Source organism: Pontibacter indicus (genome assembly GCF_900156345.1).
GTDB lineage: Bacteria > Bacteroidota > Bacteroidia > Cytophagales > Hymenobacteraceae > Pontibacter > Pontibacter indicus.
On record NZ_FTPP01000004.1, the window covers coordinates 22605 to 47244 of the forward strand.

22 protein-coding genes are annotated in these 24640 nt (G+C 52.3%); 10 read left to right on the top strand and 12 right to left on the bottom strand.

Translation table 11 applies throughout. The features are described from left to right. From B0B12_RS17055 to B0B12_RS17070, 4 genes are all read right to left on the bottom strand, one after another. Positions 1-1008, bottom strand: a complete 1008-nt coding sequence (locus B0B12_RS17055) for a sugar phosphate nucleotidyltransferase (RefSeq protein ID WP_076671407.1) — start codon at positions 1006-1008, stop codon at positions 1-3. Between the two features lie 141 nt (positions 1009-1149). Further along, positions 1150-1599: a dUTP diphosphatase gene (gene dut / locus B0B12_RS17060; RefSeq protein WP_076671409.1), complete on the bottom strand. Its 450-nt coding sequence runs from the start codon at positions 1597-1599 to the stop codon at positions 1150-1152. A gap of 16 nt (positions 1600-1615) precedes the next feature. Next, positions 1616-3115 (bottom strand): lipopolysaccharide biosynthesis protein, encoded by a 1500-nt coding sequence (locus B0B12_RS17065; protein ID WP_076671412.1) that lies wholly within the window; start codon positions 3113-3115, stop codon positions 1616-1618. A 103-nt stretch (positions 3116-3218) separates the two neighbouring features. Beyond that, a complete protein-coding gene (locus B0B12_RS17070) occupies positions 3219-4001 on the bottom strand; it encodes an enoyl-CoA hydratase/isomerase family protein (protein WP_076671414.1) in 783 nt (260 codons plus the stop codon). 305 nt (positions 4002-4306) lie between these two features. Between B0B12_RS17070 and B0B12_RS17075 the strand changes: the two genes are divergently transcribed. After that, complete coding sequence (locus tag B0B12_RS17075; protein WP_244554749.1) at positions 4307-5182, top strand: DUF3078 domain-containing protein; 876 nt, start codon at positions 4307-4309, stop codon at positions 5180-5182. A 93-nt stretch (positions 5183-5275) separates the two neighbouring features. After that, complete coding sequence (locus tag B0B12_RS17080) at positions 5276-5623, top strand: hypothetical protein (protein ID WP_076672102.1); 348 nt, start codon at positions 5276-5278, stop codon at positions 5621-5623. A gap of 521 nt (positions 5624-6144) precedes the next feature. Here B0B12_RS17080 and infB read toward each other — a convergent pair. The 3 genes from infB to B0B12_RS17095 all read right to left on the bottom strand — a co-directional run bounded on the left by infB (position 6145) and on the right by B0B12_RS17095 (position 11016). Then, positions 6145-9192: a translation initiation factor IF-2 gene (gene infB / locus B0B12_RS17085; RefSeq protein ID WP_076671419.1), complete on the bottom strand. Its 3048-nt coding sequence runs from the start codon at positions 9190-9192 to the stop codon at positions 6145-6147. A 119-nt stretch (positions 9193-9311) separates the two neighbouring features. Beyond that, complete coding sequence (gene nusA, locus B0B12_RS17090; RefSeq protein WP_076671422.1) at positions 9312-10565, bottom strand: transcription termination factor NusA; 1254 nt, start codon at positions 10563-10565, stop codon at positions 9312-9314. A 7-nt stretch (positions 10566-10572) separates the two neighbouring features. Next, on the bottom strand, positions 10573-11016 hold the full coding sequence (locus B0B12_RS17095; RefSeq protein ID WP_076671424.1) for a ribosome maturation factor RimP: 444 nt from the start codon (positions 11014-11016) through the stop codon (positions 10573-10575). Between the two features lie 339 nt (positions 11017-11355). Here B0B12_RS17095 and B0B12_RS17100 point away from each other — a divergent pair, with 339 nt between their 5' ends. From B0B12_RS17100 to B0B12_RS17110, 3 genes are all read left to right on the top strand, one after another. Beyond that, entirely contained in the window at positions 11356-12489 is a 1134-nt protein-coding gene (locus B0B12_RS17100; protein WP_076671425.1) for an endonuclease/exonuclease/phosphatase family protein, read from the top strand. Between the two features lie 112 nt (positions 12490-12601). Beyond that, on the top strand, positions 12602-14095 hold the full coding sequence (gene cysS, locus B0B12_RS17105) for a cysteine--tRNA ligase (protein ID WP_076672104.1): 1494 nt from the start codon (positions 12602-12604) through the stop codon (positions 14093-14095). Beyond that, on the top strand, positions 14085-15098 hold the full coding sequence (locus B0B12_RS17110; protein WP_076671426.1) for a M28 family peptidase: 1014 nt from the start codon (positions 14085-14087) through the stop codon (positions 15096-15098). Before cysS ends, B0B12_RS17110 begins: the two co-directional genes overlap by 11 nt. A gap of 47 nt (positions 15099-15145) precedes the next feature. Here the strand turns inward: B0B12_RS17110 and B0B12_RS17115 are convergent, their stop codons facing one another. After that, positions 15146-15811: a DUF4136 domain-containing protein gene (locus B0B12_RS17115; RefSeq protein WP_076671427.1), complete on the bottom strand. Its 666-nt coding sequence runs from the start codon at positions 15809-15811 to the stop codon at positions 15146-15148. A 277-nt stretch (positions 15812-16088) separates the two neighbouring features. Between B0B12_RS17115 and B0B12_RS17120 the strand changes: the two genes are divergently transcribed. The 4 genes from B0B12_RS17120 to B0B12_RS17135 all read left to right on the top strand — a co-directional run bounded on the left by B0B12_RS17120 (position 16089) and on the right by B0B12_RS17135 (position 20268). After that, positions 16089-17147, top strand: a complete 1059-nt coding sequence (locus B0B12_RS17120) for a class I fructose-bisphosphate aldolase (protein ID WP_076671428.1) — start codon at positions 16089-16091, stop codon at positions 17145-17147. A 169-nt stretch (positions 17148-17316) separates the two neighbouring features. Continuing rightward, complete coding sequence (accD, locus tag B0B12_RS17125) at positions 17317-18216, top strand: acetyl-CoA carboxylase, carboxyltransferase subunit beta (protein ID WP_076672106.1); 900 nt, start codon at positions 17317-17319, stop codon at positions 18214-18216. A gap of 339 nt (positions 18217-18555) precedes the next feature. Further along, the gene (locus B0B12_RS17130) at positions 18556-19272 is read left to right on the top strand and encodes a YiaD family glycine zipper/OmpA-like lipoprotein (protein ID WP_076672108.1); all 717 of its coding nucleotides are present in this window, start codon (positions 18556-18558) and stop codon (positions 19270-19272) included. Positions 19273-19626: 354 nt separating this feature from the next. After that, positions 19627-20268 carry a YiaD family glycine zipper/OmpA-like lipoprotein gene (locus B0B12_RS17135; RefSeq protein ID WP_076672110.1) on the top strand — a complete coding sequence of 214 codons (642 nt, stop codon included), beginning with the start codon at positions 19627-19629 and terminating at the stop codon, positions 20266-20268. A gap of 62 nt (positions 20269-20330) precedes the next feature. Here B0B12_RS17135 and B0B12_RS17140 read toward each other — a convergent pair whose 3' ends face one another. After that, on the bottom strand, positions 20331-20993 hold the full coding sequence (locus B0B12_RS17140; RefSeq protein ID WP_244554751.1) for a DUF2238 domain-containing protein: 663 nt from the start codon (positions 20991-20993) through the stop codon (positions 20331-20333). An 89-nt stretch (positions 20994-21082) separates the two neighbouring features. Then, positions 21083-21775, bottom strand: a complete 693-nt coding sequence (locus B0B12_RS17145; RefSeq protein WP_076671430.1) for an MBL fold metallo-hydrolase — start codon at positions 21773-21775, stop codon at positions 21083-21085. Positions 21776-21964: 189 nt separating this feature from the next. Here B0B12_RS17145 and B0B12_RS17150 point away from each other — a divergent pair, with 189 nt between their 5' ends. Then, positions 21965-22672 carry an endonuclease III domain-containing protein gene (locus B0B12_RS17150; RefSeq protein ID WP_076671433.1) on the top strand — a complete coding sequence of 236 codons (708 nt, stop codon included), beginning with the start codon at positions 21965-21967 and terminating at the stop codon, positions 22670-22672. Positions 22673-22755: 83 nt separating this feature from the next. Here the strand turns inward: B0B12_RS17150 and B0B12_RS17155 are convergent, their stop codons facing one another. Together B0B12_RS17155 and B0B12_RS17160 are read right to left on the bottom strand one after the other, a co-directional pair. Next, positions 22756-23997: a serine hydrolase gene (locus B0B12_RS17155; protein ID WP_244554752.1), complete on the bottom strand. Its 1242-nt coding sequence runs from the start codon at positions 23995-23997 to the stop codon at positions 22756-22758. Positions 23998-24106: 109 nt separating this feature from the next. Continuing rightward, complete coding sequence (locus B0B12_RS17160; protein WP_076671436.1) at positions 24107-24625, bottom strand: GNAT family N-acetyltransferase; 519 nt, start codon at positions 24623-24625, stop codon at positions 24107-24109. Positions 24626-24640: the final 15 nt, after the last annotated feature.

A 24640-nucleotide genomic window follows, 5' to 3' on the forward strand; every position in this document is an offset into this window, starting at 1 on the left:
CTAATCTTTGAGCGTGTTGTAGTCACCAAGGCTCAGGTCCGACTGGCGACCTTCATAGGAAACAAAATTACCTACCATTGAGTTTGCTATGTTTCCGTTTTTGATGGTGGAGTCCTTCTGAACAATCGAGTTGCTCACAATAGACTCGAGTACGCTGGTGTTGTCTCCTATGGAAACGTGCGGGCCTACCACTGAATTGTGAATCACGGCATTCTCTCCGATATACACGGGCGGTATGATCACGGAGTTCTGTATCTGGGCGGACGTAGCCACTAAGTCCTTCTCGTCTTTGATATACTCTAAATAGCGTTGATTGGTGTAAACGGTTGCGTTTTTATTGCCACAATCGAGCCATTCTGAAATAACGGCCGGAATAAATTTCGTGCCTTTGTTTTTCATGTTCTCCAGCGCGTTCGTCAGCTGGTACTCGCCCTTGTCTTTGATGTCGTTGTCAAGCAGGTACTGCAGCTCGCTGCGCAGGTAAGCACCGTCTTTGAAGTAGTAGATGCCGATGATGGCCATGTCCGACACGAACTCCTGCGGCTTCTCCACAAAGTCGGTGATCTCGCCATTGTCGCCCAGCTTCACCACGCCAAACGGACGCGGGTCCTCCACGCGCTGCACCCAGATGGTGCCGTCGGCGTTGGTGTCGAGCTGGAAGTCGGCTTTGAACAGGGTGTCGGCAAAAGCCACCACTACCTTGCCTTCCAGCGAATCCTGCGCGCACATGATGGCGTGCGCCGTGCCCAGGGCTTCTTCTTGGTAATAGATGCTGCCCTTGGCGCCCACAGACTTGGCGATGGCTACCAGGTCGCGCTCCACGGCCTCGCCGAAGTGACCGATGATGAACGCCACTTCCTCGATCGGCTCGTGACAAACTTTGGCAATGTCTTCTACCAGGCGCTGCACGATGGGCTTGCCTGCGATAGGTATAAGCGGTTTAGGAACTGTAAGTGTGTGTGGGCGCATGCGCTTGCCCATACCTGCCATAGGTACAATAATCCTCATAGCTATTTGTTTATGGATTGAAAAATGTAACCGGACGAGGGGCCCGGCCACTATTGGTTTTGATTAATACTGTATTCTGAATGTTTGGTTTAAGCCCTCGCTAAAAAGAAAGAAAAGACGGGCTATACCTTGTGTGACGGTTTACTTGGTACCCGTGCTGCCGTAGCCGCCAGCGCCACGTTCGGTGTCGGTCAGTACTTCAGCTTCAGCCCAAGCCACACGCTCGTAACGGGCCACCACCATTTGGGCCACGCGCTCACCATCTTCCACCACAAAGTCTTGATCACTCAGGTTGACCAGCAGCACCTTGATCTCGCCACGGTAGTCGGCATCGATGGTGCCAGGACTGTTTACGATGGAAATGCCGTGCTTGTAGGCCAGTCCGGAGCGGGGTCTGATCTGTGCCTCGTGCCCTTCGGGTAGCTCCATGAAAAGGCCGGTAGGTATAAGGGCGCGCTGCAGCGGCTTTAGGGTAACAGGTGCTTCCAGGTTGGCGCGCAGGTCCATACCTGCCGAGTGCTCGGTCTGGTAAACCGGCAGCGCATGTTTGGATTGGTTAATGACTTTAACCGGTACGTTCGTCTTGTTCATCTATTAAAGATAAAGATTATTTTTTAGTTAGAAAGTAAGACCGCTCCCTGAACCAGATCACCGCCAGGAAAACGCCACATAAGGCCAGATGGTATGCATGACGCAGCCAGAAGTTCTCGACAGGTATAAGATAGGCCACCAGCACCAGCACCGTAGCCAGCGCGATGTAGCCCAGAATGGTTTTGACAGGGTAGGGGATCGGGTAGTGCACATTGCCGAGCAGGTAAGTGGCCAGTGCCATACCTACGTAGCAAATGAGCGTGGCGATGGCCGAGCCCATGTAGCCCAATATAGGTATAAGCAGCAGGTTGAAACCAATCGTAACGGCCGCGCCGCCAAAGCTGATGTAGGTGCCGAAATGTGTTTTGTCGGTGAGCTTGAACCAGACGGTGAGGTTGTAATAGATACCCAGAAAGAGGTTGGCCAACAGAAGTATCGGCACTACGATGAGACCCTCGTGGTATTCGGGTCTGCGTAGAAACAGATCGGCGAAAAGATCAGCGTTGATGGAAACGAACAGGAAGATAAAAGCACAGGCGATCACAAACCATTTCATGACAAGGGCAAAGGCCTGTGGCGAGTCTTTTTCCTGCGCCTGCGAGAAAAAGAATGGCTCGGCAGCGTAACGGAAAGCCTGTATGGCCAGCGTCATAAAGATGGCGAGTTTGTAGCAGGCACTGTAAATACCCACTGCAGCGAAATTGCTCCGGTTCGGGTAGAACCCCTCCGGCAGGAAACGCTCCAGCATAATACGGTCGATCACCTCGTTCACCATACCTGCCAGACCCATAAACAAAAGGGGCCAGGCATAGGCGAGCATGGGTTTAAGATGTTCAAAGTCGAGCCTGAACCTGAAAATGCTGAACTCTTTCCAGAGCATGGGGATCAAGGCGGCGTTGGCCACCAGGTTGATGAGAAAGATGTAGCCAATTCCAAAATCAGGATTATACAGGCGTGAGGCGAGTGGCTGAAGACTTTGCAGATACTCGCCTTCAGCTATCTGCCGCATGAGCAGGAAGATAAACGTATTGGCGCCAACCGTGATGAAGATGTTGAGCAGCTTGATACTCGCAAACTTGATGGCCTTGTTCTGATGTCGCAGCCAGGCAAAAGGTATGGCTACGATGGCATCGATGGCCAGCACAATGTCCAGCCACACCACATATTCCTTGTGCTCCGGAATGCCAACGTAATCGGCGATGGGCTGCGAAAAGAGCAGCAGTATACCTGTAAAAACTGTGCTGGTCAGGATAATGGTGCTCAGCACGCGGTTGTATACTTCCTTAGGCTCGTTCTCGGGTTTGTTGGCGAAACGGAAGAAGGCCGTTTCCATGCCGTAGGTATAGACGATATTGAAAAACGCCACAAAAGCATACAACAACGACACGACACCAAATGCCTCCGCATGGAAGACATAGGTATGGATAGGTACAAGCAAATAATTGAGCGCGCGGCCCACGATGCTGCTAAGTCCGTAGGCAGCCGTTTGCCCGACCAGTTTTTTGGCGATGCTCATGCGTTTGTTTTAGGGCAGGTAGGTATAGGTGTAAGCTTAAAAAGACAGAACGCGCTATACCTGTCTTTTATGATAGGTATAGCGCGTTGCTGTAGGTATAGCATTAGGCGCCTTTGAAGATAGCCTTGCGCTTCTCCAGGAATGCGTTGGTGCCTTCCACAAAATCTTCGGAAGAGCAGCAGCGGGCAAACGAGTTCGCCTCGGTCTGGTAGCCGTCCTCGTCTTTGTCGTACACGGCGTTCACGCAGTCAATTACAAGTCCGATGGCCAGTGGCGCCTTGGTCAGAATCTTGCCCATGATTTCCATACACTTCGGCATCAGTTCTTCGGCTGGCACTACGTGATTTACCAGTCCGAGTGCTTTGGCCTCTGCCGCACCGATCATGTCGGCGGTCATCATCAACTCCATCGCCTTGCCTTTGCCAATGAGTTGTGTCAGGCGCTGTGTGCCCCCGTAGCCAGGTATCAGGCCCAAGTTTACCTCCGGCTGACCAAAGCGGGCACCCTCGCTGGCAACGCGCATGTGGCAGGCCATGGCCAGCTCGCAACCACCACCCAGCGCAAAGCCATTCACGGCTGCAATTACTGGTTTGGTGCAGCGTTCGATCATGCTGAAAACCTCCTGGCCGCGCTCCGCAAATCCGCGTGCGTTCACGTCGCTCAGTTCCGCGATCTCCGCAATGTCGGCGCCCGCCACAAAGGCTTTCTCGCCGGCACCGATAAAGATAGCGCCCTTCACAGCAGGGTCGTCATACACTTGCTGTATGGCAGCCTTGATCTCCCGGATGGTGTCGATGTTGAGGGCATTGAGCTTATCTGCACGGTTGATGGTAATAACCAAAACGCCATTCTCAAGGTTGAGCAGCAGGTTTTCGTATAGAGACATAGTGTAATGCTATATGGGTATTTAGATAACAGCAGCAAATATAGGGGTGATTTAGTTAAATCCCTAAAATGCAATCCGGCAATGGCTCAGTTCTAATGGCCCTTCGCTAAAGTTTCAACACAGATCCGCCCCTTTGTCCCCGATTTGTTATATTTGCACAATTTTTCAATGGCATTACGATCACTTTATACCTTATTTTCATGCTTAAGGCCCTATTGCGCATTCTTTCCCTATTTATACTTCTTTCACATTTCAGCTTAGTCTCTACTTCCGCCCAGGACATCCCGGTTCCTGTTCAAAATCCTTTGGCTGATACGGCAGCGGCGCCCAACATCTGGGATTTTGGTGGCACGGGTACGGTCAATTTCAGCCAGGTGAGTTTGAGTAACTGGGCGGCAGGCGGGCAGAGTTCGCTGTCGGCACTGGGTATTCTGAATCTCTATGGTAATTACAAAAAGGGCAAAAACGCCTGGAACAATACCCTGGACCTGACTTACGGTACGGTAAAGCTGCAGGAACAGCGCCTCCGCAAGAGTGACGATCGGCTAGAACTGAACCTGAAGTACGGGCGGCAGGCCTCGAGCAAATGGTTTTACACGGCGCAGCTCAACACCCGCACCCAGATTAGCCCGACTTATACCCCGGAGCGGGATTCGGTGATCTCCAATTTCATGGCGCCCGCCTTTGTGCTGGCCTCCATCGGGATGGACTACAAGCCTAACTCTAAGCTCTCGGTCTTCATCTCTCCTTTTACTGGCAAGTTCACGGCAGTGCTCAACCAGCGTATGGCCGATTACGGTGCTTTCGGGGTAGAGCCAGCGCAGCGTGACTTGGAAGGTAATCTTATACCGGGTACAGGAGAGCGGCTGCGCGAAGAGTTCGGTGGCTTTGTGAACGTGCGCTTTCGCAATGAAATCTTCAAGAATGTGACCCTACAATCCAAGGCCGACCTATTTTCGAACTACCTGCACAATGCCAAGAACATCGATGTGAGCTGGGAGAACCTGGTGAACTTCAAGGTGAACAAATTTTTGTCGGCCAGCCTCTTCCTGCACATGATCTACGATGACGATATCCTGATCGATGTGGACCGGAGCGGTGATGGGACGTTGGACGGAAAAGGACCCCGTTTGCAGCTGAAAGAAACCCTGGGAATAGGATTTTCTTATAAATTCGAATAGTAAACTTTTGTCGCACACATCTTGTTATTCGCTAAAAATATATACTTTAGCGTACGATGTACGTTGTATAGGTACATCGTCAAAAGTGGATTTATGGAAAGAATCATATCGTTGCTATTTTCTCTTGCTTTCCTTCTGTTTGTGTCAGATGCGATGGCACAGACTTCCAGTTCTTCGAGCAATACGCTGAACTCAGGGAAAGACGAATACTGGGGCACTGCAAGAGTGCAGGAAAAAGGTACCTCTGTTGATGCCGTGGGCGCGCGCGCTGCCGGTATGGACACACGCTGGAATGCCTATGAAAACTCGAGCCGCACCCGCTTCACCAAAGATCGCATCAAAGGAAGCAAGCGCATGGAGGCCATTCTGAAAAAAGAAAAAGAAATGCACCGCAAGCACAAGCGCGACAAGCGCCGTCTGGCCCGGTATTCATTGTATTAGAACACCCCGAAATCATAAAGAAGCCCCATTTGATTTTTCAGGCGGGGCTTTTTTTGTGCTCAGGTAAGCACGTTTGGATAGTTCGTGCAGTTTAGGTTTAAGGTATAGAACCAGGCAATGTCGTGACCATATAATTTAAGGGCCCTTTTAAATAATTAGGATCTCTCCATTCTGTCGAGATAACAGCTAGGTTAGCCTTTGCTTAAGTTGACGGCATTGTGGGGGCAGGCCTCTTATAATAACCTCGCGTGGCGGATGTCCCAAGGAACTTTCAGTTTAGCTCGTGGCACTGATGGAGCTGACTCTTGCATCAACTGAAGAAGGCTCTCAGCGGAGCAGGTATGGATTCTCTTTTGAAGTATAGCCTTCCTGAGGTATAGCAAGTGGTCAGCCGTAGCAAATTCTCAGGTATAGCTTTTTTCAAGGTATAGGCGTTGTTGTTTGTCCTTCAATAGAAATTTTAAAAACAAAAGGCTCCCGCTTGCGCAGGAGCCTTTCTTATAATTCATGAAGTCCGCTATTTACAGCGTGCGCTTCACTTCTTTCTCAACGTATGCTTCGATCACGTCGCCGATCTCGATCTCGTTGTACCCTTTCAGGCTGATACCGCACTCGTAGCCCTGGCGTACTTCTGCCACATCGTCTTTGAAGCGCTTCAGTGCCAGGATCTCGCCATCGTGTACTACGATGCCGTCGCGTACCAGTCGAACTCTGGCGTTACGCTGGATCGTGCCGTCTGTGATCATACAGCCTGCAATCGTACCCACCTTCGTGATGCGGAATACTTCGCGAACTTCAGCGTTACCGGTAATCTCCTCCTTCATGGTAGGAGCAAGCATACCTTCCATCGCATCCTTCACTTCGTTGATCGCATCGTAGATGATCGAGTACAGACGCACGTCAATCTGTTCCTGCTCTGCCAGTCGGCGGGCGTTCTGAGACGGACGAACCTGGAAGCCGATGATGATCGCGTCAGAAGCCGATGCAAGCAGCACGTCCGATTCGGAGATAGCACCCACGCCTTTGCTGATGATGTTCACCTGAACCTCGGCAGTTGAAAGCTTCAACAGGGAGTCGGACAGGGCTTCTACTGAACCGTCCACGTCACCTTTCACAATCACGTTCAGTTCCTTAAAGGTACCGATCGCCAAACGACGGCCGATCTCGTCGAGGGTGATGTGCTTACGTGTACGCAGGCTTTGCTCACGCTGCAGTTGCGCGCGGTTGCTTGCAATCTCACGGGCCTCACGCTCCGACTCCATCACCTGGAACTTATCACCGGCCTGCGGCGCACCGTCAAGGCCGAGCAGCTGTACCGGGGTAGATGGACCAGCCTCTTTCATTTTGCGACCGCGGTGGTCAGTCATGGCTTTTACTCTACCGTAGTGAGAGCCTGCCAGTACCACATCGCCGATTCGGAGTGTACCGGTTTGCACCAGCACAGTGGCTACGTAACCACGGCCTTTGTCAAGCGATGCTTCAATTACAGTACCTACGGCGTTTCTGTCCGGGTTAGCCTTCAACTCGAGTAGTTCGGCCTCCAGCAACACTTTCTCCAGCAGGTCATTCACTCCCTGGCCGGTCTTGGCAGACACTTCCTGCGACTGGTATTTACCACCCCACTCCTCTACCAGGATGTTCATCTGAGCGAGTTCTTCACGAACCTTGTCTGGGTTGGCGGCTGGTTTGTCTATTTTGTTCAGGGCAATGATGATCGGTGAGCCTGCTGCCTGTGCGTGGTTGATGGCCTCTTTTGTCTGAGGCATCACCGAGTCGTCAGCCGCTACCACAATGATAACCACGTCCGTTACCTTGGCACCACGGGCACGCATTGCCGTAAAGGCTTCGTGGCCAGGCGTATCGAGGAAAGTAACTGTACGGCCACCTTCTGTTTTCACACTATAGGCACCGATGTGCTGCGTAATACCACCGGCCTCACCGGCTGTTACGTTCGCATTTCGGATATAGTCGAGGAGGGAAGTTTTACCGTGGTCAACGTGACCCATGATGGTCACAATCGGAGCACGATCCAACAGATCCTCTTCGTTTTCTTCGAGTGATTCTTCCAGCGCCTGCTCGTCTTCCGATGTAATGAACTCAACGGTATATCCGAACTCGTCTGCAATGATGGTGATGGCTTCGGCGTCAAGGCGCTGGTTGATGGATACGAACATACCCAACTGCATACATACCTTGATCACGTCGTTCACGCTCACGTCCATGAGTGCCGCCAGGTCATTGGCCGACACGAATTCTGTTACACGCAGGGTCTTTGACTCTGCCTGCTCCATCAGACGACGCTCTTCCGTAGCATCTGCAATCGCAGAGCGTTTCTCACGACGGTATTTGGCACGGTTGCCACCGCCGCCTTTGCCGCCGCTCAGTTTGGCCAGTGTGGCCTTGATCTGCTCCTGAATTTCTTTGTCCGTTACCTCCGCTTTTTCTACGCGTGGTCCCGGGGCATTGCGTGGTCCACGGCCGCCTGGTCCCCCATGTCCGCCGCCAGGACGCTGTCCCGGACGGTTGCCCTGGTAGCCTCCGCCACCGCCACCCGTATGCTGAATGGGGCGAGCTTGTGGGCTGGAAGCACTTTGTCCCTGGCCGCCACCCTGTTCCGGGCCGGCCACAATAATGCGCTTGCGCTTTTTCTTCTTGCCGGCCTTCTTGTCATCAGAAGACGCTACCGGCTTGGTTCCTTTTCTGCGGGAGCTGTCTGGCAATTCAATCTTGCCCAGCACCGTAAGGCCTTTCAGCTGGTCGGCTTTTGCTGTAATTGTTTCTATTTGTTCTGGTCCTTTTTCTTCAGGAGTTGTAGGTGCCGGCTTTTCCGGGGCCTGTGGTGCCGCTGCCTGCGCAGGAGCTGGTGTTTTTTCAACTGGTTTTTCAGCTGGTTTTTGTTCCGCAGCAGGGGCAGGAGGCGTAGCCGCTGGCTGTGGTGTTTCTGTTTTCGGAGCCTCTGCCTGAGGGGCTTCCGCCTTAGGAGTATCAGCTACAGGAGCAACAGGTGCTTCCTGCACTGGCGCTGCCGGCTTTTCTACCTGTTGGGCAGGAGCAGGCTGCTCCGGAGCTTTCGCTTCCGGTGCTTTTGGCTGCTCAGCTACAGGTGCCTTTGGCTCTTCCGCCTTAGGCGCAGCCTTCGGTATAGGGCGGCCTTTGGAGTCAAGCTCTATTTTGCCGAGTACCTTTATACCTGGGAGTTTTGACTCAATCGGCGCAGGCTCTACTTTTGGCTTCGCCTCAGGGGCGTCGCTCTTCGGCTGTGGCGCGTTCTTGATCAGAATCTCCTGCTCAGGCTCCGTTGTTTTCTTTGGCTCGTGATGCGGCTCCGATTCCACAATCTGGTTGCTTTGTGGTTTCTTGCCGATGTTGAGCTCTTCTGCCTCAATTTTGTCTTGCATGGAGGAGGCGAACTCCTTAGCCAACATACCGAACTGCTCTGCCGTGATTTTGGTGGTGGGTTTGTTTTCCACGTCAAAGCCTTTAGCAGAGAGGTAATCCACAATGGTAGCTGTACCAATGTTTAAAGTAGTTGCAACCTGTTTGAGCCTCCTGATTTTGTCTTCTGCCATGTTCTGATATGCTGTCTTTATTTATTCTGTTAATTATACTATAGTTGCCTTGCAAGGTATAGAATTAGGCTCCGTCCTGTATATTTTTCAAAATTACAGTAACGGAGCGCAACTCACAACTATTGATTGTCTTCTTCTTCCAACTCTTCGCGCAGGATGGAGAGCACGCTTTCGATCGTCTCCTCTTCCAGCTCTGTTCTGCGGAGCAGGTCTTCTTTCGAAACCGCGAGCACGCTCTTGGCAGTGTCCAGGCCGATGCGGCGCAGTTCTGCGATCACCCAGTCCTCGATCTCGTCGGTAAATTCCTCCAGGCTGATGTCCTCTTCGTACACTTCCGACTCACGGAACACGTCGATCTCCATGTCCACCAGCTTGCTGGCCAGCTTGATGTTCTGACCGCCTTTACCGATCGCAAGCGATACCTGGTCTGGCTTCAGGAACACCGACACACGGCCGTTCTCGTTGTCTATCTTCATGCTCGTGATCTTAGCCGGGCTAAGGGCACGCTGAATGTAGAGTTCCAGGTTGTCGGTGTAGTTGATCACGTCGATGTTCTCGTTCTCCAGTTCGCGTACGATGCTGTGGATACGGGAACCCTTCATGCCCACGCAGGCACCTACCGGGTCAATGCGGTCGTCAAACGATTCTACGGCTACTTTAGCACGCTCGCCGGGCTCACGCACAATTTTTTTGATGGCGATCAAACCGTCATAAATCTCTGGTACCTCGTTCTCGAACAAACGCTCCAGGAAAGCCGGGGAGGTACGGGAAAGAATGATCTTCGGGTTGCCGTTCACGATCTCCACGCGCTGTACTACAGCACGCACTACGTCGCCTTTGCGGTAACGGTCTTTCGGGATCTGCTCACCTTTCGGGATCAGCAGTTCGTTCTCTTCCTGGTCAAGCAGCAGTACCTCGCGGTTCCATACCTGGTATACCTCGCCGGAGATGATCTCACCCACCAGGTCTTTGTACTTCTGGAACAGCAGCTCCTTCTCCATGTCCTTGATGCGCTGGATCAGGGTCTGGCGCGCTGTGAGTACAGCGCGACGTCCAAAGTCCTCGAGCTGTATCTCTTCCGATACCTCTTCGCCCACTTCAAAGTCAGGCTCAATTTTCTGAGCCTCCGAAAGGCTGATCTTGTCATGGTCCCAGATATCCTCCGAGTTGTCGTCCACGATTTCGCGGTTACGCCAGATCTCGAGGTCACCCTTCTCCACGTTCAGGATGATGTCAAAGTTCTCGTCGGTACCCCACTTTTTGCGGATCATGGTACGGAATACATCCTCCAGGATGCGCATCATCGTCGGGCGGTCTATGTTCTTGAATTTCGCAAATTCAGCGAACGACTCGATCAGGACTGAACTGTTCATTATTTTATCATTTAAAAGATATTACAACATTTGCTTTTACAATCTCCCCGAAAGGTATTTGCACAGGCTCATACGTTGCCTTCTTGCCTTTTTGTTTGATTTCTTGTGTCAGGTTTAAACCTGTTTCGGTCACCTCTTCCAGCTTGCCAATTTTCTCGCTGCCATCCTGCATTTTCAGCTTCAGGCTGCGACCGATGTTGCGCTTGTACTGCTGCGGCTGCGTGAGTGGGAAGTCTACGCCCGGCGAGCTCACCTCCAGCACGTAAGACACCTCCTCGCCGTAGGTCTCCGCGATCTTCGCGTTCACGCGGCGGCTGATCGTGGCGCACTGGTCGATCGTGATGCCCTGCTCGCCATCGGCCAGCACCGTTATCTTAGGACGCACCGCTGAATCCGACACGGCCACATCCACGATGAACAGGTCGTTTTCCGGAAGGCTCGCTTCCGCCATAGCGCGAATACTTTGTGCCGTTATTGCCATATTTATTTAAAGAAAATAAAGAAGGGGACCTCGCGTCCCCTCATCTCCTTGGAAATAATGTCACAAATTTACTATAAAAACATTATATAAACAACAATTTCTGGCGAAGTACGCTGTAATTATCTTGTTTCTGGTCATTTCGGGCGGCATTTAGTCAGTTGCCAGCGCATTTGAAACCGCCACTTTGCAGCGGTAAGAAATAACGTACAGAAGAGTTGCGCCTGTTAAGCCAAGTACAGCTGCCGTACCTAAATATATTCTGAAGCGAGGCTTGAGATTCCTACACGCATAATTTGTAAGTTTGCCATCGTGGCAGGTACATTCAAACATATACGCCGGAGAATCTGGCTAATCCTGAACATCCTGGTGGTGCTTTGGCTCCTGCTGGGTGTGCTGAGCATGCGTGTGCCTCCTTACGAATTCTGGCCTGCCGGTTTTATGGCCTTTTCGCTGCCTGGCGCACTGGTACTCAATTTTCTGTTTTTCATCTATTGGCTATTCAAGCGCTCATGGTATGTGTTTCTGCCACTCGCCGTGATCGGTCTTGGTTGGAACCACTACGGTCGGCTGTTGTCCATTTCCTGGGAAAAGGAGCTGCCTGCCGGGGCCAAAACCCTCGAAGTACTCAGCTTCAACGTGCATATATTCAATGCCTACGACAAAATTGTGAAAGGCGTGCCGCATGTGTCAGAGGAGATGGTGGATTGGGTGGCCACGCACCCGGCTGATGTATTCTGCCTGCAGGAATTTTACAGCCGCGTCAACTCTACGGAGTTCAACAACTTCAACCGGATCGGCAAAAGGTATAACCGCTATGTGTTTGCCTCCACCTACCAGAGCGATCGGATTGTTTCGGATGTTGGCGTCGTGATCTTCTCGAAGTACCCGATCATTAGAGGTAATACGCTTCATTTCTCGAACACAACCAAGCGCAGCGCCAACCGGGCGGCCTGGGTAGACATCGATGTGAAAGGAGACACTGTGCGGGTATACGCGGTACACCTGCAGTCGATGAGCATCCGGGCAGAGGATATCGAGAACACTTATTCTGCGATAGGGGATGAGGCGAGCTTCAAGAAGGAGAGCCGTAACCTGGCCCGCCGTTTGCGCATGGGCTTCCGGGCGCGCGCCATGCAGGTACAGGAGTTGTTGGATCATGTGAAGACCTCGCCATACCCCACCATCGTGAGCGGCGACTTCAACGACATTCCTTTCAGCTATACCTACAGCCAACTGGTGCGGGAAATGACCAACTCATTTGAGAAGGCCGGAAACGGAATGGGGGCTACCTACAACGGTCCCTTGCCTTTTCTGCGTATCGATAACCAGTTCTACAGCGAAGGACTCGAGGCGCATGATTTCAGAACGCACTACGAAATGGCGCTTTCCGATCATTTTCCCATATCGGCTACTTATATCATAAAGCCGAAGGAAACGGAGTAGCCGGGAGGGATAAGATTTAAGTTTATAACTTTGCGTACCGTATACCTGCGGCGCTATTATATACATGTATCATCAAGAAGCCCCTGAGCGGTGCTTTGTGCATAAACATACCATGCAACACAAACTCAACCTATACAATACACTCACGCGCAAGAAGGAGGTCTTCGAGCCACTGCACGCCCCTTTTGTAGGCATGTACGTCTGCGGACCGACCGTATACGGCGAGCCGCACCTGGGCCATGCCCGCAGCGCCGTGACCTTCGATGTGCTCTACCGCTACCTTAAGTACCTGGGGTATAAGGTGCGCTATGTGCGCAACATCACAGACGTAGGGCATCTTGAGCACGACGCGGACGAAGGGGAAGACAAGATTCAGAAAAAAGCCAGGCTGGAGCATTTGGAGCCGATGGAAGTGGTGCAGTATTATACCAACGTGTACCAGAAGGACATGGCCACGCTCAACGTGAAGTCGCCGGACATTGAGCCGCGCGCTTCGGGCCACATCATCGAGCAGATCCAGATGATCGAGGAAATTCTGGAGAACGGCATGGCTTATGAGGTGAACGGGTCGGTATACTTCGACGTGCCGGCCTATCACAAAAACAACAACTACGGCAAGCTCTCCGGCCGCATCATCGAAGACCTGCTGAGCAACACCCGCGACACCGAGGGGCAGGGCGAGAAGCGCTCGCCGCTTGACTTTGCCCTTTGGAAGAAAGCCTCGCCGCAGCACATCATGCGCTGGCCCTCGCCCTGGAGCGATGGCTTCCCGGGCTGGCACCTGGAATGCTCGGCCATGAGCCGCAAGTACCTGGGCGAGACCTTCGACATACACGGCGGCGGGCTGGATCTGATGTTCCCGCACCACGAGTGTGAGATAGCGCAGAGCCAGGCCAGCCACAGCCACTCCGATGCCGCCCGCTACTGGGTGCACAACAACATGATCACCGTGAACGGCCAGAAGATGGGCAAGTCGCTGGGCAACTTCATCAACCTGAGCGAGCTCTTCAGCGGCAACCATAAGATGCTGGAGCAGGCCTACAGCCCGATGACGATCCGCTTCTTTATCCTGCAGGCACACTACCGCAGTACCCTCGACTTCAGCAACGAGGCGCTGCAGGCCGCCCAGAAAGGGTATAGAAAGCTGATGAACGGAATGCGTGTGCTCGAGAAGCTAAATTACCCGGAGGAAGGTATAGGAACACCGGACGAGAAGCTGAACGAGGAACTGCTGAAACTGACGGAGGATTGCTTCCGTGGCCTGAACGACGACCTGAACACGGCCCGCACTATCGCCTCACTCTTCAACCTGCTCAAGAAAATCAACAGCCTATACCTGGGGCAGCTGCAGCTCAGCGCGCTCACCCGCGGCACCTTCGACACCATCCGCACGACTTATACCGAATTGGTGACCGACGTGCTGGGCCTGAAAGAGGAACCGACCGCCGATATGGAGGAAATGCTGGAGCTGGTGCTTGGCTTTTACAAAGAGGCCAAAGAGCACAAGGCCTACGACAAGGTAGACGCCATTCGGGCCGAGCTGAAAAAGCAGGGCATCGTGATCAAGGACTTGAAAACCGGAATTGACTGGGCTTATGAAGAATAATATGAAGTTACTGGCCATGCTGGTGTTTGGTGCGATGGGACTTAACAGCTGCGACTCTTCTGAAAACGGGAGCACCAGCGAACGTGTGGCGACTACAGAGGTGGAAGAAGCTGTGGTGCAGGCGCCTGAATTCAATGCCGACTCGGCTTACTTCTTTGTGGACCGGCAGGTAGCTTTCGGGCCACGCGTGCCCAACACGGCAGAGCACTACAAAACAGGGGAGTGGCTGATCGAGACGCTGCGCAGTTATGGGGCCGAGGTAGAGGTACAGGCCTTTCAGGCCCGCGCTTTTGACGGCACCATGCTCAACCTGCGCAACATCATCGGTACCATCAACCCGAACGCGACCAAGCGGGTACTGCTGGCCGCGCACTGGGATACGCGTCCCTTTGCCGACAAAGACGACAAGGATCAGAACAAGCCCATTGACGGAGCCAATGACGGCGGCAGCGGTGTAGGCGTGCTGTTGGAGATTGCCCGCACTATACAGGCGGCGGACCAAAAACCAGGTATAGGCATCGACATCATTTTCTTTGATGGGGAAGACTACGGACGTCCTGACAACAGCGACCATCCTTACATGCAGGACGACTGGTGCCTGGGTTCGCAGTACTGGAGCAAGAACAAGCATAAGCCGAACTACAAGGCAAGCTACGGCATCCTGCTCGACATGGTGGGTGCCGAGAATGCCAAGTTTGCCCGCGAGGGTACCTCCATGCAGTATGCCCGCAACATCGTGGACAAGGTATGGCGTGCCGGCAACCGCATCGGTTATTCCGACTACTTCAAGTACGTGAACGCCCCGGCCATCACAGACGACCATTACTATGTGAACACCATCGGCGGCATCCGCATGATCGACATCATCGAGTACAACATGGCGAACCAGGACGACTACTTCGGCCATTACCACCACCGCCACACCGACACGATGGACATCATCAGCAAGAACACCCTGAAGGCAGTGGGCCAGACCGTGCTGCACGTGCTCTACAATGAGTAAGGCTATGCCTGACGAACAGAAAAGGCGCTCCTGACAGAGCGCCTTTTTTATTGGGCTACAACAGAGGGCAGCACATTGTCTTCCGTCATTTTCTGTACGGTAACCTCAGCAAACTGGCTCGCTGCCTTGCGCAGGTTTCGGGGGCTGTACGACTTGGACTGGGCTGACCAAACCAGGCGATCCGAAGCAACATCGTAGAGGTTGGTTTCGAGGTAGTATACCTTGTTCTCGGTGTAGTAGCCGGGATCGTACAGAGTGGGGTACCAGAAGGTGTAGTAACCTCTGAAACTGCCATACCACATATAACGGGTCATGGGGCGGTAGCCCATGGAGCCGGGCACGTAACGCGTCTCGGTTTGTTCGTCAACCAGGGCGGCAGTCAGGATGGCGTCGTGGCCGTTCGATTTGATGCGCTCCATGAGCAGGTTCACATCGGGCCCGGACTTGGAAGCGGTAGATGGCGGGAAAAGGTCGATGCTGCGGGTAGCCTCAATGCCACGACTCTGCAGTTGTGCCTGCAAGTCGTTCTCCACTTCCTGCCGGGCCAGCACATTATCGGTCAGGGCGGCCACCACTACCTGACGGTATTCTTGCGCCTCTATTTCCGGACTCTTCCAGGACCCCAGAATTTGTGTGGAAGAAGCGCAGCCTGCTATACCTGCCAAGAGCAGCAGAATTGGCAGAACGGTATCTCTGAGAAGTCTGTGTGCCATGTGATGGAGGTTTAAAAAGCTTATACCTAGTGCTTTATGTAACGAATCCTGCTTTAAATAAGATGTGGCGCAACGTAAGGTATAGCAGGCACAGGTATAGCAAATTTCGCAGGTATAAATTTTGGGTCAGGGAGATGGCAACATTTTGGCAAGGTATACGGTATGTTGGGGCAGCACACCTCTACGGAAACTGAAACGGTGATAATTTCTGAGTATTCAAAAAGCGTTATATATTTGTTCTGCAATTCAATACGTCCCTTTATTTAAATTTTAAAAAATGTCATACGATAACATCGTTTCCTTACTTGGCTCTGAAGCGGAGAGCCTGCTTCAGTATGAAAGCAAAACCATTTCTAAAGACCTGATTCACGCCCCGGGCCCCGATTTTGTGGACCGCGTGTTCTCACTCTCGAACCGCAACCCGCAGGTATTGCGCAGCCTGCAGCAGCTTTTCAACACAGGCCGTCTGGCGGGTACTGGCTACCTGTCCATTCTGCCGGTAGACCAGGGCATTGAGCACACAGCGGGTGCTTCTTTTGCTCCAAACCCGATCTACTTCGACCCGGAAAACATCATCAAGCTGGCCATCGAAGGTGGTTGCAACGCCGTGGCGACAACCTTCGGTAACCTGGCCATGATGTCGCGCAAGTATGCGCACCGTATTCCGTTTGTGGTGAAGATCAACCACAACGAGCTGATGACTTACCCGAACAAATTCGACCAGATCATGTTCGGCTCTGTGGATGAGGCCTGGAACCTGGGTGCCACGGCCGTGGGTGCTACCATCTACTTCGGTTCTGAGGAGTCTTCCCGCCAGATCATCGAGGTGGCCGAGGCGTTCGAAAGAGCGCACCAGCTCGGTATGGCCACTATCCTGTGGTGCTATACCCGTAACAACGCCTTCAAGAAAGACGGCGTGGACTACCACGTAGCCGCCGACCTTACGGCGCAGGCTAACCACCTGGGTGTGACGATCCAGGCTGACATCATCAAGCAGAAACTGCCGGAGAACAACGGTGGCTTTAAGGCGATCGGATTTGGCAAGACGCACGAGAAGATGTACTCGCAGCTTTCTTCTGACAACCCGATTGACCTGGCCCGCTACCAGGTGGCGAACTGCTACATGGGCCGCGCCGGTCTGATCAACTCCGGTGGTGAGTCGAAGGGCGAGTCGGATCTGGCGGATGCCGTGCGTACAGCCGTTATTAACAAGCGTGCCGGCGGTATGGGCCTGATCTCGGGTCGTAAGGCGTTCCAGAAAGACATGAAAGTTGGCGTGGAACTGCTGAACGCGATTCAGGACGTATACCTGGCCAACGACATTACACTTGCCTAATCAGTAGCAGAACTGCTGATTATTAACTAATTTTACAGCCTGCTTTGGAAATGCTTTTTTGTGAGTATTCCGGAGCAGGCTATATTTGTGCCCAAATTTGCCGATTTGGGGACACGAGTGTGGCCAAATAACCATTTAATGTGCAGCACGCACGACCGATACGATTATGATGCCTTGGTTTAAACGAGTAGAAAAAGGAATTATCACGCCGACAGAGGAGAAGAAGGAAACCCCGGATGGCCTGTGGTTTAAGTGCCCGGATTGCAAAACGGTGACCAGCATGACCGAGCACCGAAAAAACCTGCGGACCTGCGTGAAGTGCAACTACCACGATCGTATTGGCTCGAAGGAATATTTTGCCATTCTGTTCGACGACAACAAGTTCACGGAGATGGACGAGGAGATGAGCTCAGGCGACCCGCTTGACTTCGTTGACTCCAAGCCATACCCACAGCGCACCGCCGAAACGCAGCGCAAGACCGGGCTGAAGGACGCCGTGCGCACTGCCTATGGCAAGTCGGGTGGCCGCGACATCACCATCGCCTGTATGGACTTTGCCTACATCGGCGGTTCCATGGGTTCTGTGGTGGGTGAAAAAATCGCCCGCGCCATTGACCATGCGCGTAAGCACCGCACTCCGTTTATGATGATCTCCAAATCAGGCGGTGCCCGTATGATGGAGGCTGGCTTCTCGCTGATGCAGATGGCCAAAACCTCTGCCAAGCTTGCCCTGCTTTCAGAAGAGAAACTGCCTTATATCTCTTTGCTCACCGACCCGACCACAGGTGGTGTAACAGCCTCATACGCTATGCTGGGTGACTTCAACATCGCGGAGCCGGGTGCACTGATCGGTTTTGCCGGACCGCGTGTGATCAAGGAAACGATCGGGAAAGACCTGCCGAAAGGCTTCCAGAGCGCAGAGTTCGTTTTGGAGCACGGCTTCCTGGACTTTATCGTGGATCGCAAAGAACTGAAGCAGCGCCTGGTTGACCTGCTGGCCATGATCATGCCTGCTTCGGAAGAAAGCAATGGTACTGCCAAGGTTCAGAAAGTAGCCAAGTCGTCTTAAGCCAATTGCATAAAAAATAAGCCTTCAAGAGCCTGTTAGTGAAGCTGACAGGCTCTTCTGCTAGTACTCAAACAGGACAAAGTATAAGCCTGACAGGTAGAAATGAACCTTTTCGGCTTATGAAAGTAATAGTTTGGGTAAAGCACAATATTGTGCCTAAGTTTGGCATTAGTATTGCGAATGCACAAAAAGTAATGTGACGCGCTTGTGCCTAAACTCGGCGCAAAAGCAATTTTTAAACAGATTTCAATACTAAATCAACCAAAACCAATTTTTCAAATTTATCACACGACTATGAAACTAGTAAAACTATCGTTGACATCAATGCTGGCAGTAACTATGCTGTTTACATCATGCCAGACTACGCGCCCTACCGCTTCCGGTACAGGCGACACCTCTACTACAACAGGTAACAGAACTGATACCTCTACTACCGGCCAGGAGAAGAAAGGTATGAATAAGACTACCAAGGGCGGCATTATCGGAGCGGGCTCCGGTGCTGTGGTAGGTGGTATTATTGGTAACAGAATGGGTAACACGGCCGCTGGTGCCATTGTGGGTGCTGCTGTGGGTGGTGCTACCGGTGCTATCATCGGTCGCCGCATGGACAAGCAGGCCGAAGAGCTGCAGAAGAGCATGGAGAATGCGAACGTAGAGCGCGTGGGTGAGGGTATCCGCGTTAACTTCGATTCAGGTATCCTGTTTGCCGTAAACTCTGCCGAGCTAAGCGCCGCTGCTAAAAAGGACATTGCGAAACTGGCAGAGACGCTGAAGAAATACGATGGAACGAACATCATAATCGAAGGCCACACCGACAACACCGGCAGCCGCGAGCTGAACCAGGGCTTGTCTGAGCGTCGTGCGCAGTCAGTAGCCAACTACGCCCGTACACTTGGTGTAGACGGATCGCGTATGCAGGCAAAAGGCTATGCCTTTGACCAGCCGATTGCTGACAACACGACTGCAGAAGGTCGCCAGCAAAACCGCCGTGTAGAAGTGATCATCATTGCGAACGAAGAGCTGAAGAAAGCTGCCGAGAGCGGCGAGATAAAATAAGGCATCAGGTATAGCACCTGTGCTGAAGCGCCCGTCAGGTATACCTGGCGGGCGCTTTTTTTTGTGCATCGTAGTAAAGCCAAAGCCCACTTATACAGGCCGCCAAGGCCCTTTTTTACTGGTATTGAAAATTACTCCGGCGGGTTTGCGTATACACTTCATCTATTGAAATCTATCCTGCGCAGATGCTGCTTTTAACAAGTTGATTAGTAAAGGCGCAAGGTATAGGAACCAGTATAAGTGCTATATGTGAATACAACATTTTAGCGAATTTGGAGTATTAAGGGCTTAATCTGACAACTGTAATTGGAAATTTAAAAACTTAAGACAATGAAACATATCAGAATTTACTTGATGGCGCTTGCCGTATTTGGTTTCTTATTATCTTCCTGTAATGCCAGTCGCACAGCCAAGGGCGGTGCCATAGGCGCTGGTGGCGGTGCCGTGGTAGGTGGCGTCATTGGCAGGGCGGCAGGAAACACGGCTGCAGGTGCCATTATCGGTGCTGCCGTAGGCGGCACGGCTGGCGCTCTGATCGGTCGCCGTATGGACAAACAGGCCGAGGAACTACGCCGTGACCTCGAGAATGCGAAAGTAGAGCGTGTAGGGGAGGGTATCAAAATCACCTTCGACTCAGGCATCCTGTTCGACGTAAACTCAGCTGACCTGCGCGCCAACGCCAGAACTGACATCGAGCAATTGGCAGCCACGCTGAAGAAATACGAAGACACAAACATCATCATCGAGGGCCACACCGACAACACCGGTAGCCGCGACCTGAACCAGCGTCTGTCGGAGCGTCGTGCGGAGTCGGTGGCGAGCTATGCCACCCAGCAGGGCGTTGCACGTAACCGCATCACTACCCAGGGCTGGGCTTTCGACCACCCGGTAGCCGACAACTCCACTGCAGCCGGCCGTCAGGCAAACCGTCGTGTAGAGATCGCGATTTTTGCAAACGAGAAAATGAAGAAAGCCGCTGAGCGCGGTGAACTGTAGTACTCAAATCAACCAGTAGAAAGGCGGCTATACCTGAGAAGGTATAGCCGCCTTTCTTATTGTCAGTTTTTGTCGTCGGCAGGTTGGTTGCGTTTGCGCAGAGCCAGGGCAAACCCGAGGGCGATGACGGCTCCGAGCAAGGCAAGCACCATGTCTTTCTGCGCATCCCAAATGTCCCCCTGCATACCCAGGTAGGCCATTCCCTGCTTATCGCCATCGTACACCAGGTCGGCCACCACCCACTCCACAATCTCATACACCGCACCCAGCGCCAGCACCAGCGAGAGCGTGAGCACACTGCTGATGAACACACTCAGATGAAAGCCTCTTCTCGCAATTTCGTAGATCGGATACGTGAGCAGGAGTCCGAAACTGAAGTGCACCAGGCGGTCGTAGTGGTTGCGCTGGAAGTTGAACGGCTCCTTCATCCACTCCCCGAACGGGTTGTCGGCGTACTGGTAATAACTGCCGTACACGTGCAGCATCATAAACAGGAAAATTAAGGTATAGCTGGTGTCGGAGAAGCGGAAGATGTTGTAAAATGCCGCCAGCACGATCAGCACCGAGATGGTGAGCGAGTTCTCGAGCAGCCAGTTGAGCAAATCAGGTGTAGTGAAGCCCGTGTAGGCCACAAAACTCACAAGAATGGCTGCATAGGCCATGTGCAGCGGACTCTGCAGGAAAGACCGTTTCTTCTTGGAGCGGAAAGTCATCGTAAATGTCATGTGCCAACTGGTTTGGTGTAATGCTGCAGCATTAACCCTCATCTGATACACATGTTTTACCTAATTGGATACAGGCTTTCCGAAAAGCGTCAGGCCAGGAGGTCTTTTTGGTAAAATACCAGCCTGATGGGGTTGTCCTCCGGGTTCTGAGTCGGGTCGCAGTGGTAGCCGAACATCTCCACGCCGTTCATGTAGGGGAGCAGCTTTTTGTAAAAGGTATGGCCTGTGTTTTCGGGGTTGAAGGTAATGTCGTGGTAAACGCAGGTAGGCAGCGAGGGCATGCGGCTCAGCCTGTCGAACAGCACGTCGGGCTTGCCCAAGTCGCCGGAGTACACAATGCGCCTGTCGTCTTCTTCGAAAATGTAGGCAAAGGACTGCAGCCCCTCTGAGTGCACGCCATACGTGTCGACAGCCTTTATACCTTCAAAATGCTCGAGCGGCACAAACTCCACGTACTTGTCCGGATTCTTGACCTGTATTTTGAGAAACTCATATACCTGCGCCCTGAACTGGTCGTTTGGGTAGAGGAGAACGGGCTTTGGGGCTTTGTCCACCACATGCTTGTGGAGCAGCAGATTGGCCAGACTGCCGCAGTGGTCGTTGTGCAGGTGCGTGAGCAGGATGTAGTCAACCCGGTGCAGCAGGTTTTTGTGCACCAGCGTGGGGTATACTGTAAAGCCACAATCAAGCAAAATACACTTCCCACGTAGCGACACCAGCGCGGCAGAGTTCAGGTAATCGATGTCAAAGGCACCTCCTGTTCCTAAGAATTTGATCTGCATAGAATGAAAGTTAATGCCGTTTTGGACTGAGATTACAGGTATAGCGGGAACGTAAATATTTTGTTGTAATATAATGCAATTTTTCTGAACAAATGTTCGAACATATACTCTTGTCTTAATCAGCAGATTTTACCGGAAACGTCCTTTGCGTAAAGCCGTTAATGAAGAACTGGCTAACCCACATGCGCTATGGAAGGATACGAACTACCTGCTGAAGAGAAAACAATGATTACGCACGAGCTGCTCAACCAGGAGTACAAGCCCCTGCGGCTCGACCCGCGCCGCAGCCACATGCACGAGCTGATCTCGACGATGCTCTCGCACCGCACCAACCACAAAGACGAGGAGAAGGCCTTCTATACCATGATGGAGCGCTTCGGCGACTGGGAAGGCGTAATGAATGCGCCTTTCGACGACCTGGCCGAGGCCATCAGCACCACGCGCTACCCGGGCCAGAAGGTGCCCCAGATACAGGAGGCGCTGCGCATCATCAAGGAGGAGCGGGGAGAGTTCAGTATTGACTTCCTGGAAGATATGCCGGTGGAGGAGGCCTTGGCCTGGCTGACCCGCCTGCCGGGCGTAGGCCTGAAGACAGCCACACTGGTGCTGCTGTTCAACTTCAAAAAGCCGGTGCTGCCCGTCGACACGCACGTGTTCCGGATAAGCCAGCGGGTGGGGTTGATCGGAGCCAAAGTCACCGCCAACAAAGCACACGACATCCTACTGGGTATGCTGCCCAAAGATGCCTTGGTACTCTTCAACTTTCACAAACACCTGCTCAAACATGGACAGCTGATCTGTACCTGGTCTTACCCGCGGTGCGAAAAGTGCGTGCTGAACGGCGTCTGCAATTACTACAACCAGGTGCGTGCGAAAGGTATAGACAGGGCCGCCTGATAAAAAGCTATACCTTGGAAACAGAGTTGCAGGTATAGGTATAGCCGAACTTCTTTTGCTATACCTATACCTGATCAGATGCTTTAATTATCCACTTCGCTTAAGGCAGGACGTTTGTCGTTTTCGTCGCGCTTTTCATACTGCACCTGAAAGGCAGACAAATCGGGTTTAAACTTGCGCTCTCTTTTCAGCTCGTGCTGGTAAATGATCTGCCCCAGATGATAGAGGAAGGGGTAGCCGAGGGTGTCGTAGTCGTACTTGCCGTCGTTGAGCACCTCGTCGCTGTTTACGTACACCGTGGCCGAGAGCATATACTCAACCTGGTTTTCAAAATCCGCTACATACGATACATCCGTCAGGAAGCCATAGGACCAGCCCACTTTGTTGAATACCCGCACATGTCTTGGCATTTGGTGCGAGTCGTTCCGGAAGAAGAACTTCACATAGCTGTCGTAGTAAATCGAGTCGTCGTATTTAGGGTATGGCGTTTCGGACGGGTACTGCGACAGGTAGCGGTACAGGAAGTCGTAATCGTCTTTGGTGAGGTTGAAGCGCTGCTTTTTGGGTACCGACTTCGGAAACATCACCGACTGCAGTAACTGCTGCAGATCCTCCAGGGGCAGCTTGTTATGCGCTGTAAAATCAAAAGGCCCCTGCACCAGCGTGTCGCGGCTGTCGTAGTGCGCCTTGCCGAGTTTGATGACCTGGCTGAAGTCAATGGAATCGGTGTTGTAGAGTGCCGGCTGGGCATATTTGGTGCTGCCGTCTGCATTCAGGAAGCGCACCGGATTGGAGTAACGGTTTTGCTCTGTGGTAAAGCCCATGAACTGCCGCACAATGCGGGAATCTTTGTAGCCTTTCCGTTGCAGGCTGCGGTTGACTTCCTGCTGCCCCACAAACTGGTACAGGCGGTTATAAGGGTCGTTCTCGCTGATCAGCAGGGCCCGTTTGATGAAGTGCGCGATGGAGGGCAGGCCATTGGCAGCGGTAGCGTCTGCATGGAGTGGCGTCTGCCCAACCTGGCTGCTGTCGAACACCACAGGCGTGTGTTTGTCTATCCCTTTCTTCTGAAGCGTGTTGAGCTTCTCCAAGGCCATGAAAGCCAGCGGCATCTTTACCGTAGAGGCCGGGTTGAAATAAAGATCCGGATCGTAGTTAAAGTAGTGGTTCTTGAAAGAAGGCTTGTTGTGCTTGTCGCGGTTGATCTCGGTATAGATGATCTGCACACGATATTTCTCCAGATCCTGGAGCAGCACGTTCACACTCTCGTTGCCTGCTTTCAAAAGCAGGTTGCGCAGCTGTTCATCGGTTCTTTTCTGAGCCATGGAAGGTTGAAAAATGCAAAGGAGTAAAGTAAGGAGGAGTAGACGTTTGGTCATATGATACAGAGAGATGTTTCGGGTTTTGTTTTGGGTTCTTAGCATACTGATACCGCTACAATAGAAGCTTCATCATAAGGTCTGTCTGCTCGTCATCTCCCAGTCTGAAGATATGTTTGTCAAACTCGACGAACCCGTTTTTCTTATAGAAATTGACCGCCCTTCGGTTTTCTTCCCAGACACCCAGCCATACATAGTCGACTTGCATTTGCCGTGCAATTTGGAGAGCATGTTCATAAAGCATCTGACCTACACCTTTGCCGTGATAGTCCTTTAACACATAGATTCGTTCTATTTCAAGGCCGCTGTCGCCTTTAAGTTCTGTCTGCGCCTGGCCTGTGTTCACCTTTAGGTAACCAACTATTTTATCATCAACTGTAGCAAAATAGAATTCGGAATCTTTATTGTTTAGTTCAGCCGTCAGCTTTTCAACAGAAAGTTCTTCTTCCAGATACTTTTTCATGTTCTCCTCGGTATTGGTAGCTGAGAATGTATCAAAAAAAAATTGCCTGCTGATTTTTTGCAGTTGCGCAATGTCGTTTAGGCTAACTCTTTTTATGAGGATGTTATTCATTCCGGTTTGTGAGGC